Origin of the sequence: Pseudoalteromonas sp. SR43-3, from assembly GCF_014163875.1 — a bacterium.
Taxonomy (GTDB): domain Bacteria; phylum Pseudomonadota; class Gammaproteobacteria; order Enterobacterales; family Alteromonadaceae; genus Pseudoalteromonas; species Pseudoalteromonas distincta.
The window spans coordinates 313386-328603 of the sequence record NZ_JACJEC010000003.1; the positions used below are offsets into that span (position 1 = coordinate 313386).

Below are 15218 nucleotides of genomic sequence, written 5' to 3' on the forward strand. Positions count from 1 at the left end.
AAACGTTACTCACGATACAGTTAAATTTATTCTGAACGGCTAGTAACTTCAAGTAAATGATAACCAAATTGAGTTTGCACAGGGCCTTGTACTTGGTTAATTGGAGCTGAAAACACAACTTTATCAAACTCTGGAACCATCATACCAGGACCAAACTCACCAAGAGCACCGCCATCTTGACCTGATGGGCAGTTTGAATGCGCTTTGGCTAATTCAGCAAAGTCTTCGCCTTGCTCAATTTTTGTTTTTAAGTCTAAGCATTGTGCTTCACTGTCTACAAGTATATGTCGTGCGCTTGCTACTGTCATAAAATCTCCCGAGTATAGTGTGGTGTTTTTTTAACCGAATTAAAATATCATTCTAGTTAGTTTCAACTAATTGTACCAGTATAAACTTATTTATCAGCAAGCACAGTTTCAATTGCAGCAATCATTTGTTCTGAATCAGGTGCTGCTTTGCTGTTAAACCGTAAAACCGTCTCACGATCAGCAGACACTAAATACTTATAAAAGTTCCAATTTGGAGAGCTAGTTTGCTCATTCAAATATTTAAAAATTGGGTTCGCTTTACTACCACGCACTTCGCTTGTAGCAAACATAGGGAAGGTTACACCATAATTTACAAAGCATACTTTTGCAGTTTCTTTTTCACTATCCTCTTCTTGAAAAAAATCATCAGAAGGGAACCCTAATACGACTAAGCCTTGTTCTTTGTATCGTTGATATAGCGCTTCAAGGCCTTTAAATTGGGGTGTAAAACCACAGTTGCTTGCCGTGTTTACTATTAATAAAGGCTTATTTTTAAATTGGCATAAATTAATAGATTCTTTTGAGCGCAGCTTTCGAATATCGACATTGGTAAAATCTTGACAGTCTTGGGTAGAGGTTTGGTTTATAGTTGATGATGTTTCAGCGTGGAGTGGGGCATTAATAAATAAAGCCATTAATCCTATTATAATTTTTTTTAGCATTACATTACCTAAACTTTTCAATTGTTTGATTGGATAATCATACGCTAATATGAAACAAATTGATCAACCTTTGAATGACCTATGACAACCCGTTTAGCAACTATTGATGATCTTAGTGAAATTGTAGCCATTTATAACGAAACCATTGCAGGGCGAATGGTAACTGCAGATACCGAAGAAGTTACTGTTGAAGAAAAGCGTGACTGGTTTAATAGCCATAACGATAAAAGGCCTATTTATGTTTACTGCGAAAATAACCAAGTACTTGCTTGGGTAAGTTATAAGTCGTTTTATGGGCGCCCTGCTTACGATGGCACAGTAGAGATGAGCATTTACATTACCCGTAAAGCACAAGGTAAAGGGCTTGGTAAAAAGCTAATGATATTTGCTCAAACACAAGCTAAGCAATTAAATATTAAAGTATTGCTTGGTTTTATTTTTAGTCATAATTTACCCAGTGTTAAATTGTTTAAGCATTTTGATTTTGAAATATGGGGCGAGCTACCAAGCGTTGCCATAATGGATAACAAGCCCTACAGCCTGACTATTTTTGGAAAGCATCTTAGATAAACTGTTTTATGAAACCTTGTAATATTTTTTTACAAAAAAACGATAGGGCTTTGTGCCAATTAAATAAAAATAGACTACGCTATTAGGATATTAAGTTTATTAATTTGAAGTGTGGCTTGATGATTCGAAAAATATTAATTATTGATAGTAGTAGTGTCATCGCGATGCGTGTGAAAGTGCTTTTAGAATTAATAGGGTGTGAAGTCGAATTAATTCATTTCAGCATGCTAGACATGTATACCAATATAGGCGATTACGACTTAGTTGTTGTTGCCCATGGTGTGCCTGTTGATTCTATAAAACCGCTTGTAAGCCAAGTAGCGCAAGAGCGTTTTATGCTGCTTTCTCCAAAAGCACAAAGTGGTGAGCAACTAACTGCGTTTAGTGAGCTAAATCATGTTGCGCCTGACGCAACCGTGATATATCCATTTTTTTCTAATAAAGAAATTACTTCTCTTTTAGAGAGCTTACTAGAATTAGGCTCTAATCATATTTTGCAATTACCTACTATTTTACTCGTCGATCATGTTCCTGAACGTCTCGAAAAAATGAAAAATAGCTTAATCGGTGCTCATATCGAGACTCATACTGCAACAACCTCCGCAGAAGCTTTAGAAATTAGTAAAGAAAAGCAAATAGATATACTGATAAGCGATTTTATTTTAGATGACGGAACAGGTTTAGGAATTTTTTCAAATTTAAAAGTAACCCAACCGCATTGTCGTTGTTTGTTATTTACCTCACGCCCTGATCAAGTTTCAATGATCGACGCAATTCGTCAAGGCGTAGAAGATGTACTCATTAAACCTTTAAACGATAGCTCATTATTACAATCAATACATAAACTGTGGCAAACAGAGCTATTAAAACGCCATAACGCAGAACTTGTCGAAAGGCTACAAGATACAGTTGATGCCCTGATTGAAAAAGACAGCCTACTTCAGGTTATTTATAAGCATACGCCCGATGCAATTATGTTGTTTGAGAAATGCGGTAGAGTGATAGAAGCTAATGATGCCTGTTTAAAACTATTTAACTTACCGTTTAACGAACTCGAAGGGAAATCAGTATTTAGCTTTTTAGATGATGATTCAACATTAGGTATTAAAAATAAAATATCGACATTAAATAGTAATCGCCAATTTAGCTGCGACTTACGTTTATCTAAAACAGCAGGAGGTTATATACCCTTAGTTGGCTCTTTTAATGAGATAGATCACCATGGCGAAATAGCACTTGCGGTCATATTTAAAAATGTAACTCATCTTAAGCAAAAAGAGGATTTATTACTTGAAGCAAAAGATGTTCTTGAAGAGCAAGTAAGAGCGCGTACTTCACAACTCGAGCATGCTAAAAATGTGGCTGAGGCTGCAAACTTAAGTAAATCAGAATTTTTAGCAAACATGTCGCATGAACTTCGAACACCTATGCACTCTATTTTAAGTTTTTCGCGTTTTGGTTTAACTAAATTAGAAGCTGGAGATTTTGCAAAAGAAAAACTCATTAAGTATCTATCGCGAATAGAGAGTAGTGGTGAGCGTTTACTGTCGTTACTAAATAATTTACTTGACCTATCTAAGCTAGATGTAGGTAAGTTTCCATTTAACCCTCGTCCCTATAATTTAGCGAATATTATTAAAACAAGTATTGACGATGTGTCTGGTACGGCAATGGAAAAAGAAATTGAGATTATATTTACCGCGCAGCAGCTACCTGTAATTTCGCAGTGTGATGAAGAGCAAATAAACCAGTTACTTCGAAACGTATTAGGTAATGCACTCAAATTTAGTGAACCAAAAAGTAAAATACAGATAAATTTAGAGTCAGATAGTCGATTTGCTACCATAGAGGTTACCGATAGTGGGGTCGGCATCCCAGAAGATGAGCTGGAGCATATTTTTACTAAGTTTGTGCAAAGCAGTAAAACAAATAGCGGTGCCGGTGGTACAGGATTGGGCCTTGCATTGTGTAGAGAGTTTGTATCTTTACACCAAGGAGAGATCACTGCACGTAACAACGAAAATGGTGGCGCAACTATATCTATACAGGTGCCATTAGAAATAAATCTAGATGATCATTTGGCTGAAGATCAATTAATACAACACAGTAATTAATTGTTTTTTGGCAAGCCAAGTAACTTTTTTGAGAATTTGAATGGATGATAAATTATGGCCTTAACTAAAATACTAGCCGTTGATGACGAACCCTTTAACCTTGAAATTATTGAGGAAATTTTAGAGGATCTTGATTTTGAATTACAAGTAGCAACGAATGGTCCTGAGTGTTTAAACATGGTTGAAGGTTATATGCCTCAGGTTATATTGCTCGACGTAAGTATGCCGCAAATGAACGGCTATGAAGTATGTAAGGCACTTAAAGCAAATCCAAATACCGCACACATTATTGTTATGTTTGTTTCTGCTCGCGGCACTGTTGAAGAACGCATGGAAGGCTATTCTGTTGGCGCAGAAGATTATATTGTAAAACCTTTTGGCCATGACGAACTTAAATCTAAGCTTAAAAATTTAAATCAAGTACTCGTTGAAAAACAAAGCCTAGAAAAGCAAGTTGAAGATGCAACATCAACTGCATTTAATGCAATGGCCAATAGCAGTGAAATGGGGCAAATAGTTAACTACGTTGAAAACATAGGCTTTATTAACGATCCTCAAGAGCTAGGTAAAGCGCTTGTAGATTGCCTGCAGTCTTTTGATTTACAAAGCAATGTAGAATTTAGAGAAAATAATGAAATTAGCCACTTTGCGCTAAACGGCGTGTGTTCACCTATTGTGGTGGAGCTATTTGAAATGCTGAAAAACAAAGGGCGCTTACATGAGTTTTCGCACCGAATTTTAGTTAACTATGAATTGATTAGCTTACTCATTTTAAATATGCCCGATCATGACCCTGATAAGCATGGTCGTATACGCGACCACGTATGTTTTATTGTCAGTGTTACCGAGCAGCAGTTACGCGCCATCATGACCAAGAAAATGCTTGAATCACAACGAGCGAAACTTAATGCCGTAGCAAGTACTGTTCATAGTAAGTTTCATAGCTTAATTAGCTTGTTGAATGAAAACCGTCAAAACAACGAAAAAGTGTTTAAACAGTTACAAGAAGAGCTCGAAGAACGTATCCCATCAATGGGACTGGATGAAGATCAGGAGGTGTTTATTTATAAAAAAGTAGATGAAACTATCCAAAACTCAGTAGCAAGAGAAGAGTCTGTTAAACAAGTCAAAGCAGCCTTTACAGAGATAGAACAAGATCTATCGTTACTTTTGAAAAACTAGTTACTTCGCAATATAAAGGTTTACTTAAGCGGTGCTATGCATCCCTTGGTAAGCCTTTTTCTACAATTCTAATTAACCTAGCTGTTTTACGAATTTGTAATCGTTGTTTATCGTTTTGCTGAGCAAGTGCCCATTCAATATGCTCTAAAACAAGTTCGCTGCATATTTGGCTTTTATCTTGTAGGGCATTAATAATAGCGGGGCTGAACTCTGCATTACCTAAACCAACTGCTAAATTACGTAACCAACGTTCGTGGCCAATGCGACGAATAGGGCTGCCTTCGGTGTTTTTTAAAAATGTAGGCTCATCCCAAGCAAACAGCTCAAGTAAATCTTTATCTTTTAATTGAGTGCGAGGATGAAAGTCATTTTCGTCAGTTATTTGTCCATAACGATTCCAAGGACATACCAACTGGCAATCATCACAACCATAAACACGATTGCCTAATAAAGTTCGGTACTGCTCTGGTATTGTCCCTTGGTGTTCTATGGTTAAATACGATATACATTTACGTGCATCAACAACGTAGGGCTCTACAATTGCACCTGTTGGGCAAAGAGTAATACAAGCAACGCATTTACCGCAGCCTTCAAAGGTGTTTTCTGCATCAATTGGTAGAGGTAAATCAATAAATAGCTCGCCTAAAAAAAACCACGACCCAGCTTCTTGGTTAATTAATAACGAATGCTTACCACGCCACCCTAAGCCGGCTTTTTCGGCAAGTTGACGCTCAAGTACAGGGGCTGAATCTACAAAGGGTCTAAAGCCATACTCGCCAATTTCTTGCTCTATTTTTTGGCCGAGTTTTTTTAAACGATTACGCATTAATTTATGGTAATCACGACCTAATGCATAGCGGCTTATATATGCTTTTTCTTTATTTTTTAAGGTTTTTGCAAAGCCAGCATCGGGAGGCAGATAATTCATTTTTACGGATATAACACGTTGTGTACCAGGCACTAATTCAGCAGGGCGGGCGCGTTTCATACCGTGGGCAGCCATATAATCCATCGAGCCGTGGTAGCCTGCATCAAGCCAACGTTGCAATTGGGCTTCGTGCTTAGATAAGTCAATATCAGTAATGCCCACTTCGCTAAAGCCAAGCTCTTGCCCCCAGGTTTTTATTTGCAGGGCTAATTTTTCATAGTCTGGAGTAGGGTTGCTCACACGCTTTACACACTTAAATTAATAGCTGCGTAATTTACCATATTTCTCTGAGCCCGAAAACGCTTCTTAGTGCACAAAGCGCTTTAACTGTTGTTGGGTTTGTAAGCTAAGCTGTTGAGATTGCTCGCTATCGGCTAATGCCGTATCTATTTGTTGTTTAGCTTGCTCCCCTAAAGCTACGATTTGCTCTACCGATTGGTGAGTCGTACTTTGGGTGTCCTCAAGCAAATGTACAGCACTGGCTATTTGTTGCAGCTGCTGCTGGTTGTGCTCAAACTCACTAAGCATTTTAGTAAAGCCATCACAGGTTGCACTAATTGAGCTTTGTGCGTTATTAGAGTGAGTCATTAATTGCTCTGACTCTTTATTTGTCTCGTTTACCAAATCATTCATCTGACTTATAAAGTCGCTAACCTGCCTAGTTGCGCCACTTACCTTTATTGAAAGCGTGCGTACTTCGTCTGCAACTACGGCAAATCCTCTGCCAGCTTCACCCGCTCTAGCTGCTTCTATTGCGGCGTTGAGGGCTAACAAATTAGTTTGATCAGAAAACTCTTCAACCATTTTTAAAATACTACGAATGTTTTCACTGTTCTCTTTTAGTCCCGCAATTGTATTTGAAAAGCTACCTAGCATATTAGTAATAAGTTTTACCTGCTCTACTAAAGCAGCGAGTTCTGACGCAGATAGTTTTACAAAGTTAAGGTGTTCATTATTAACGTTATGTACGCTATCTGTATTATTTACTATGTCTTGTAAGCTTTGGGTTATTTGCATACTGGCATTAATAATACTGTGGCTTAACTGTATTTGTTGCTCACTTGATTGCTCAGTATTTTTCATTGATTCAGTGACTTGTGTATTGCTGCGTGCACTCGCTTGAGCACTGTTATATGTTGTGCTGAGTAACTCACTTAAATGGGCAGTAAATATATTGTATTGTGAACTTAAATCTTTAAATTCGTCATACGAAAAGTGGGGAAGTTTTGCTGCTAAATTTGCATCTTGTTGGTTTATTTCTATCAAAGTATCGCGCATAGCAGTAACAGGGCGAACAATTAAAAAACGCATATAAAAAAGAGTAAAAATAAAACCAGATATAATCACAAGCGTAAGCAGCCAAAATAGCCCTGTACTTTGCTGTTGTTCGCTTAAACTCTGATGCAGCCAAAATAACGTAATTGCTTGGAACAATAATACAAAACTTAAATTACCGACTATTTTACGGGTTAACGTAAAAAAGAATGTTTGCTCTATATAGTTATAAATTTTCATGAAACCACTCATTATGCTCAAGCCCTACGATTGTTATTTAAGTGAGGGGAATGTAAGTTAGCCTTTTTGTAACGACAACAAGTAAGCTTTGGTTCGCGCTGGGTAATTTGTAAAAATTCCGTCTATGCCATACTCAAGCATTAGCGCTATATCTTCTTCCCTATCGACTGTATAAGCATAAATCTTTAGGCCTCTTTTTTTTGCATCCTCTGCAAAGGCCTTATTTATAAAGGTTTTATCTGCATGTACGCTATAAGCGTTTAAATCACTAGCAAACTTTGCATAGTTAATTGGAATAGAAGAAGTAAGGGCGCCTATTTTAAGCCATGGTAGCTTGTTTTTAAGCCACTGTAGTTGATGATGATCAAACGATGATACTAAAATATTGGTTTTCGATATTTTTTTAGCTTCAATGTTTTGTTCTAATTGAGCCACAAACCTTTCTAGTGCAAACGTGTGTTTAAGCTCAATATTTAATAAAGATTTATTGTTATTCCAATCAAACAGCTGCTGAAGAGTAGGAATTTTTTCACCATTTCCAGCATCAAGCTTAGAGAGCTCATGAGCGGTAAAGTTACTCACCCTGCCTTTACCGCTGGTGGTTCTATCAAGCCATGAATCGTGTATTACCATGTAATCATCGAAGGAACTTTGAATATCTACTTCAATACCATCAACACCTACTTTTAACGCTTCTAAAATAGCGCTTTTGGTGTTTTCAGGAAAGTCCCCACTGGCACCACGGTGTGCAAATACTTTCATTGTCGAGCCTTTTTAGTGATTGACCACGTTTCAAAACAAGCGGCACTCACTATGAGTGCTCCACCAACTAACGTCATAACAGTAGGACGTTCATGAATAATTACTATAGCCAGTATGGTGCCATAAAGTGGCTGCAAGCAAGAAATTAACCCCGCAGTTGCCGCTGATAGATGCTTTAAACTTGCTGCAAATAACGAGTGCGGTGTAGCTGTAAATATAACACCCGCTACAGCAATTAAAATCAGGTCATGATTACTAACCTCATACACTGGTACTTCTATAAATGCACACAACATAATGCTTGCCACTAAGGTTTGATAAAACATCGTTTGCGGCCCGCCATATTGGCTAAAGTAGCGCTTATGAGTAATGTTTCTTATTGAAAAAAACAATGCTGATATCACACCTGTTATTACACCTAGGGTTACATCATCGCCCAAGTTTGCACTTGGTACTAATAAGTAAATACCTAAAACAACCACCGCTGCACTTATTATATCTTTTGCTTTTGGCCTGCTTTTATTAAATAAGGGTTCTAAAAACACCGTCATTACGGGGTAGCTAAAAAATGCCAGCATTCCAATAGTTATACCGGCCATTTGCATACCAGCAAAATAGGTAACCCAGTGAATACCCACCGCAACACCTAAAAATAACGCAATAAGATAGTCTTTAGGTTTGTTGAGTTTAATTTGTTTTTTTTGAAAATAAAGCATGGCTAAAATAGCCATTCCTGCAATTGCAGTTCTGTAAACGGTAATATCTAAAGCATTTAAACCAATAAGTTTGGCAAATAGAGCGGTCCCGCCAAAAAGTAATACCGCTATGTGTAAATAAATTAAACTTTGTTGCTGAGGCTGCATTTAGTTTCCTTGTTGTACTTTTTGAATATATTAACATTGCTTAAAAATTCTTAAGATGAATTTTTTACCGCATGACAAAAGTCATTAAAGTTGATGACACTTCACACTCTTATTATTTTTGTACGTGGGCATAGTTACCTTACTCAACAGGAGGTAATTATGAATTCTTTAATTTTAATCAGCTTAACTATTAATGAAGTGCTAGAGGCGTTAAGTTTTACTATTACGTACGCAGATTGCTTTATGCTGGTATGCATTTTTATGTTATTTATATTTATTAATAAAAATAGTGCTATAAGTAAAAATAATATGCCAGAGGTATTAGTATGAGCTCGTTAAGCAGCTTTTCTCAACAAAGCGATAAAGGTTTTTGGAAATATGGACATTTAATTTTTACCGGCTTTTATTTACTCCCGCTAATAATTAATTTTTCGAGCTTTACAGTTAACCAAATTGTTATGTCTTTAGCCTTCTATATTGCTTTTATTCTTTTGTATGTAAAAGCAATAAACTGTAAAAGCGCAGGGGTGACTAAGTTATTTGTAGCCATGCTCTTAATTTGTTTTTGCGCTACTTTTTACACCACAGGTACGCCTACTTTATTTGGTTTCGTAGCCTATATAGCAGGCTACTCTTACAGCTACCGTCAAAGAATTTATGCTGCGATCGCAATTATATTCACGGTTTTATTAAGCACATATATTGGAGATATAGGTAAGGTTCAATACTTTTTAGGCGTTGCTTTGATTCTATGCGCCACATTATTTAGTTACGGTATTGCAGCAAAAAGAGAAAGCTTATACAAAAAGCGCGAACAAGAAAGCGCTAACCAACTAGAGCAATTAGCAGCTATTGCAGAGCGAGAACGAATAGCTCGCGACTTGCATGATATTTTAGGTCATTCACTTTCATCTATTGCTTTAAAAGCTGAGCTTGCTAATAAATTAAACCAAGGAGAGCGCTACGCTCAAGCAAATAGCGAAATTGCACAAGTGGCCGATTTGGCAAGGCAGTTACTTAGCGATGTAAGAAGCGCCGTAAGTGATTTAAAACAGCTTAATCTTGTCAGCCAAGTAGCACAGTTAAAGCTAAGGTTAATAGAGCAAGGATTTAACGTTTCATTTAATGTGGTTTTAAATGCTCTGCCCGCTAAAGTAGAGGGTATAGCAGGCCTTGTAATTAAAGAGGCAGTTACTAACTTATTACGCCATAGCAATACAAAAAATTGCGAAATAAATATAGAACAAACAGCGCAGCAGTTACTTATAACCGTAATTGACCATGGTCCGTGCAGTACATTGAATTCGGGCAATGGCCTAAATGGTATTAAAGAGCGAGCAGAGCAACTAAATGGCAGTGCAGCATTTACCTGTGGCGATAATTTTACTTTAAAAGTAGTGCTGCCAATTACAGCTAAGGATTTATAATGATCAGAGTATATTTAGTGGAAGATCAGGCGCTTGTGCGCGACGCAGTAGCAGCATTGTTAGGGCTTGATTTTAATATTGAGATTATTGGGCAAGCAAGTAACGGGCAAGATGCACTTAATGCAATTGAGGCGCTTGATAGTGATTTACATCCCGATATAATTTTAACCGATATAGAAATGCCAACCATGAATGGTATAGAGCTTAGCGAAAAAATAGCTGTTAAATTTCCTACTATAAAAATGGTTATTATGACTACATTTTCTCGTGCGGGTTATATTAGGCGAGCGCTTACGACAGGCGTTAAAGGTTTTATTTTAAAAGAAGCACCAAGTGAAGAGTTAATAAATGCGCTTAAAAAAGTAATGCAGGGACAAAAGGTAATTGACCCAGAGCTTGCTATTAATGCATTAGACGACGCAGATCCACTTACCGATAAAGAACGCAAAGCCCTTAAACTTGCAAGCGATGGCCTTAAAACAAGCGACATAGCCAAGCAGCTATTTATTAGCGAAGGGACTACGCGTAACTACCTATCGGACGCCATTGCAAAATTAAACGCCACTAACCGCATAGATGCTGCGCGTATAGCTAAACAAAAAGGATGGCTTTAATTAGTGGGTTTATAAATTATAAGCAAAGTATTACTATGATATGTAAAAGTAACGAACAGCGCTTAAAATTGGCTTAAAAAGCGCTAAAAGAGGTTTTAATGGCAAATTTAATAGAACTAACAACTAAAAATAATATCGCTATACTCACCATGAATACTGCTGAAAACCGCCACAACCCAGCGTTTTTGGCTGAGTTTAATTTACACCTAGACCACATTGAAGCTGAACAAAATATTAAGTCAGTTATTTTAACGTCTTCAAGTGATAAAAACTGGTCATTGGGTATCGACCTTCAATGGATGTCTAATCCAAGTATTTTACCTGCAGCAATTTCAGACTTTATGATTCAAATAAGTGACTTATTTAAACGCATAGTTACTTTTCCTATGCCTATTATTGCTGCGTTAAACGGGCATACCTATGGTAATGGTTCTGTACTTGCGTGTGCGTGCGACTTTAGATTTATGAAATCAGACAAAGGCTTTTTTTGTTTTCCTGAAGTGGATGTAATGGTGCCGTTTGTTCCGTCGATGTTTCCTATAATTAATAAGGCTATTTCGCAAACTTTCTTTAATCGTCTAGCTATGTCAGGAGAGCGGGTTGGTGCACAGCTGTTGCTAGAGAACAAAGTAGTTGAAGCTGTGTTTGCAAATAACGACGAACTACAAGCGGGTGCACTTGAGTTTGCCCAGCAGTTTAATAAAAATCGTTGGATTTACGCTCAAAATAAAACACAAATGAATAAGCAGATTTTACTTACGATGAAAGAAGAAGATCCAAGCTTTATTGATAATATAAGTAAACTGCTGTGGAAAAACCTACAAAAAAAATAGTATAGATTTTAGCATTGCTATGAGATGACTAAACACTTTGCAGTTAAGGGGTCGTTAAGCCCCATTGCGCTAGATTTTTAAACTATACAGCAAGGTAAACAGCAAGGTAAAAGTGCTTTCTTAAAAGTTTAATAGCTTTTACCTGTCTCATTATAACTATATGGGTTAAAATACCTACATAACCAACTAACAAGATAGTGAATGTCAAACCAAGATCCAAATCTCAGTCGAGAACAAGAAAAGTACGAAAACCCAGTCCCTAGTCGTGAGTTTATACTTACTCACCTTCAAGAGCGTTCAAAGCCTGCTAACTACGCGCAATTATGTGAAGAACTAGCAGTAAACGATGACGAACGCCAAATAGCATTTAAACGCCGCCTTCGCGCTATGGAGCGTGACGGACAGCTGTATTTCAATAAATTTAAATGCTACGCCCTAATTGACGAAGCCGGTTTAACCAAAGGCAAAGTAATAGGCCACAGAGACGGTTTCGGCTTTTTAGAAGTTGAAGGCGAGAGTAAAGATTGGTTTATTGCTAAGCACCAAATGAATATGGTGTTACATGGCGACATTGTACTAGCTAAAGGCACTAAACGTGGTTCTGGCTCAAAATGCGATGCACGTATTATAAAAGTGCTTACTAACGAGCGCGCGCCAATTGTTGGCCGTTACTTTGTTGAGCACGGTGTTGCTGTTGTAGTCGCTGAAGACCCGCGCATAACGCAAGATATAATGATTTTACCAGGCAACGAAAACGGTGCCCGCCATAACCAAATGGTGCAGGTTAAAATTACGCAAAACCCAAGCCGTAACATGAACGCGGTAGGTAAAGTTATAGATGTACTTGGTGAGCATTTAGCCCCAGGTATGGAAATTGAAGTTGCACTGCGCAATCACGATATTCCACATGTATGGCCAGAAGAAGTTGAAGCACAAGTTGCTCATCTAGGTGAATTTGTTGAAGAAGCTGACAAACAAGGTCGCGTAGATTTACGTGATTTACCACTTGTAACTATTGATGGCGAAGATGCACGCGACTTTGATGACGCAGTATATTGTGAACCTAAAAAATCAGGTGGCTGGCGCTTATGGGTTGCCATTGCCGATGTATCGCATTACGTAGGAATGAACACGCCGCTTAACAAAGAAGCAATTTTGCGTGGTAACTCAGTGTATTTTCCTGAGCAAGTAATTCCGATGCTACCAAAAGTGCTTTCTAATGGATTATGTTCGCTTAATCCAAAAGTAGATCGCTTATGTATGGTTGCCGAAATGACCGTGTCGAGCGCGGGTAAACTTTCGGGTTATAAGTTTTACGAAGCGATAATGAACTCGCATGCACGTTTAACTTACACCAAAGTAAATGCCATTTTACAAAACGACGAAAAACTACGCGAAGAATACTCAGCCGTTGTGCCACATTTAACTGATTTACAGCAAATGTACATGGCACTTAAAGCAGCACGCCAAGACCGTGGTGCCATAGAGTTTGAAACCCTAGAAACACGTTTTGTATTTAACGCTCAGCGTAAAATAGAATCAATAGTGCCTGTTATTCGTAACGACGCGCACAAACTCATTGAAGAATGTATGATTTTAGCCAACGTATCAGCGGCTAAAATTCTTGAAAAGCACGAAGCAAGCGCGCTTTATCGTGTGCATGACGAACCAGACCAAGAAAAACTAGGTAACTTTACTAAGTTTTTAGGCGAGTTAGGTATTGAAAGCACATTAAGCGACGAGCCAACACCAAAAGAAATAACGCAAGTATTAGCGCGACTAGGTGACCGCCCAGAAGCTGAACTTATTCAAACTATGTTACTGCGTTCAATGAAACAAGCTGTATATCAGCCAGATAACATTGGTCACTTTGGTTTAGCGTTATCGGCTTACGCGCATTTTACATCGCCAATACGCCGTTACCCAGATTTAGTAGTGCATCGTGCTATTAAAGCAGTAATAAAAGCACAAGGTCAGCAAACGTCTGGCGAATATGCTTACACCGACGATGAAGTTGATCAACTAGGTGAGCAGTGTTCTACAACAGAGCGCCGCGCCGATGATGCAACTCGCGAAGTAGCTGATTGGCTTAAATGTGAGTTTATGCAAGACCATGTAGGTGAAGAGTTTGATGGTGTTATTTCATCGGTTACCAATTTTGGTTTGTTTATTCGTTTAGACGATTTACAAATTGATGGGCTTATACACGTTACTAATTTAGGCGACGAGTTTTTTGCGCATGATGCTGCAAAACACACCCTAATAGGTGAGCACTCTCACAAAGTTTATCGCCTTGGCGATAAAGTAACAGTAAAAGTTGCGTCGGTTAGTTTAGACGATCGCCGTATAAACTTAACGCTTAAAGGCGATGTTGCACAAGACAGGTACTCACGTCGTCGTGCACCAAAAAAAGGTTCAGGTAAGTCTGAGCATGCGCCAGCAAGTGTGCGTTCGCAATTAAAAGCAGGCAAAGTACCAGGTAAAAAGTCGCACAGCGATGACAAACCAAAAGGTAAAAAAAAGCCAGCAAATAAAGATAAAGGCAAGCCTGCAAATAAGTCTGCAAAAAAACCTGCAGATAAAAAAGCAGCAGACTCTGCCGTAAAGAAAAAACCAAAGAAGAAGGCCGTTAAAAAGCCTAAAAGAGCAGGCAAAAATGCCCGCAAACGTACTAGCCCAGGAGCAGACAATACGTGAGTAATGAATTAATTTTTGGCTTTCATTCTGTTGAAGCAATTTTAGAAAGCGAACCAGAGCGCTTTGTAGAAATTTACGCCCTTAAAGGTCGTGACGACAAACGCTCAACTCCGATTATTGATGAAGCACGTAAATTTGGTATTTCAGTACAGTTTATGCAGCGTAAAGCCCTTGATAGCAAATCAAAAGGTGAGCAGCATCAAGGTATTATTGCTAACGTAAAAGCAGCGCCAACGTTCAATGAAAAAGATCTTGATGCGATAATCGCTCGTGAAGACACACCGTTTTTACTTGTGCTTGATGGTATTACCGATCCGCATAACTTAGGCGCATGCCTACGTAGTGCAGACGCGGCAGGTGTTCACGCTGTGATTGTACCTAAAGATAAGTCGGCTAAGCTTAACGGTACCGCACGTAAAGTTGCATGTGGCGCAGCCGAAACAGTACCGCTTATTCAAGTGACTAACCTTGCACGTACGCTTCGCGAAATTAAAGATGCAGGCGTATGGGTTGTAGGCACCGCTGGCGAAACTGATAACCATGTATTTGACGCAAGCTTAACGGGGCCAATGGCTATTGTTATGGGCGCAGAAGGCGAGGGCATGCGACGCTTAACGCGTGAGCATTGCGATATGCTCGTTAAAATCCCAATGGCGGGTACTGTTTCAAGCTTAAACGTATCGGTAGCCACGGGTATTTGTTTGTTTGAAGTATTACGCCAACGTAACGCAAATAACTAATAT

15 protein-coding genes are annotated in these 15218 nt (G+C 38.4%); 9 read left to right on the forward strand and 6 right to left on the reverse strand.

Annotated elements, in window-relative coordinates; all coding sequences use genetic code 11:
• Nucleotides 1-26 precede the first annotated feature (26 nt).
• Nucleotides 27-308, reverse strand: coding sequence for a peptidylprolyl isomerase (locus tag H5088_RS05945; protein WP_002958009.1), 282 nt, complete (start codon nt 306-308; stop codon nt 27-29).
• 86 nt (nt 309-394) lie between these two features.
• Nucleotides 395-970 (reverse strand): glutathione peroxidase, encoded by a 576-nt coding sequence (locus tag H5088_RS05950; RefSeq protein WP_182752428.1) that lies wholly within the window; start codon nt 968-970, stop codon nt 395-397.
• A gap of 81 nt (nt 971-1051) precedes the next feature.
• Between H5088_RS05950 and H5088_RS05955 the strand changes: the two genes are divergently transcribed.
• The 3 genes from H5088_RS05955 (at nt 1052) to H5088_RS05965 (ending at nt 4836) form a co-directional block, all read left to right on the forward strand.
• Nucleotides 1052-1540 carry a GNAT family N-acetyltransferase gene (locus H5088_RS05955; protein ID WP_182752429.1) on the forward strand — a complete coding sequence of 163 codons (489 nt, stop codon included), beginning with the start codon at nt 1052-1054 and terminating at the stop codon, nt 1538-1540.
• Between the two features lie 119 nt (nt 1541-1659).
• Nucleotides 1660-3654: an ATP-binding protein gene (locus H5088_RS05960; protein WP_182752430.1), complete on the forward strand. Its 1995-nt coding sequence runs from the start codon at nt 1660-1662 to the stop codon at nt 3652-3654.
• A gap of 54 nt (nt 3655-3708) precedes the next feature.
• Nucleotides 3709-4836, forward strand: coding sequence for a PleD family two-component system response regulator (locus tag H5088_RS05965; protein WP_058154163.1), 1128 nt, complete (start codon nt 3709-3711; stop codon nt 4834-4836).
• A 34-nt stretch (nt 4837-4870) separates the two neighbouring features.
• Here the strand turns inward: H5088_RS05965 and queG are convergent, their stop codons facing one another.
• From queG to H5088_RS05985, 4 genes are all read right to left on the reverse strand, one after another.
• Entirely contained in the window at nt 4871-6004 is a 1134-nt protein-coding gene (queG, locus tag H5088_RS05970) for a tRNA epoxyqueuosine(34) reductase QueG (protein WP_182752431.1), read from the reverse strand.
• A 66-nt stretch (nt 6005-6070) separates the two neighbouring features.
• Nucleotides 6071-7291: a methyl-accepting chemotaxis protein gene (locus H5088_RS05975; protein ID WP_182752432.1), complete on the reverse strand. Its 1221-nt coding sequence runs from the start codon at nt 7289-7291 to the stop codon at nt 6071-6073.
• A gap of 45 nt (nt 7292-7336) precedes the next feature.
• Nucleotides 7337-8041 carry a glycerophosphodiester phosphodiesterase family protein gene (locus H5088_RS05980; RefSeq protein ID WP_024599309.1) on the reverse strand — a complete coding sequence of 235 codons (705 nt, stop codon included), beginning with the start codon at nt 8039-8041 and terminating at the stop codon, nt 7337-7339.
• Complete coding sequence (locus H5088_RS05985) at nt 8038-8904, reverse strand: DMT family transporter (protein WP_024594632.1); 867 nt, start codon at nt 8902-8904, stop codon at nt 8038-8040. The genes H5088_RS05980 and H5088_RS05985 overlap by 4 nt, the downstream gene beginning before the upstream one ends.
• 159 nt (nt 8905-9063) lie before the next feature.
• Here H5088_RS05985 and H5088_RS05990 point away from each other — a divergent pair, with 159 nt between their 5' ends.
• The 6 genes from H5088_RS05990 (at nt 9064) to rlmB (ending at nt 15215) form a co-directional block, all read left to right on the forward strand.
• The gene (locus H5088_RS05990; RefSeq protein WP_164487629.1) at nt 9064-9234 is read left to right on the forward strand and encodes a hypothetical protein; all 171 of its coding nucleotides are present in this window, start codon (nt 9064-9066) and stop codon (nt 9232-9234) included.
• Nucleotides 9231-10331, forward strand: a complete 1101-nt coding sequence (locus tag H5088_RS05995) for a sensor histidine kinase (protein WP_182752433.1) — start codon at nt 9231-9233, stop codon at nt 10329-10331. The genes H5088_RS05990 and H5088_RS05995 overlap by 4 nt, the downstream gene beginning before the upstream one ends.
• The gene (locus H5088_RS06000) at nt 10331-10945 is read left to right on the forward strand and encodes a DNA-binding response regulator (protein ID WP_138488568.1); all 615 of its coding nucleotides are present in this window, start codon (nt 10331-10333) and stop codon (nt 10943-10945) included. Before H5088_RS05995 ends, H5088_RS06000 begins: the two co-directional genes overlap by 1 nt.
• A 98-nt stretch (nt 10946-11043) precedes the next feature.
• A complete protein-coding gene (locus tag H5088_RS06005; RefSeq protein ID WP_182752434.1) occupies nt 11044-11778 on the forward strand; it encodes an enoyl-CoA hydratase/isomerase family protein in 735 nt (244 codons plus the stop codon).
• Nucleotides 11779-11979: 201 nt separating this feature from the next.
• Entirely contained in the window at nt 11980-14475 is a 2496-nt protein-coding gene (gene rnr, locus H5088_RS06010) for a ribonuclease R (protein WP_182752435.1), read from the forward strand.
• Nucleotides 14472-15215, forward strand: coding sequence for a 23S rRNA (guanosine(2251)-2'-O)-methyltransferase RlmB (rlmB, locus tag H5088_RS06015; protein WP_002958023.1), 744 nt, complete (start codon nt 14472-14474; stop codon nt 15213-15215). The genes rnr and rlmB overlap by 4 nt, the downstream gene beginning before the upstream one ends.
• The last annotated feature ends 3 nt before the right edge of the window (nt 15216-15218 follow it).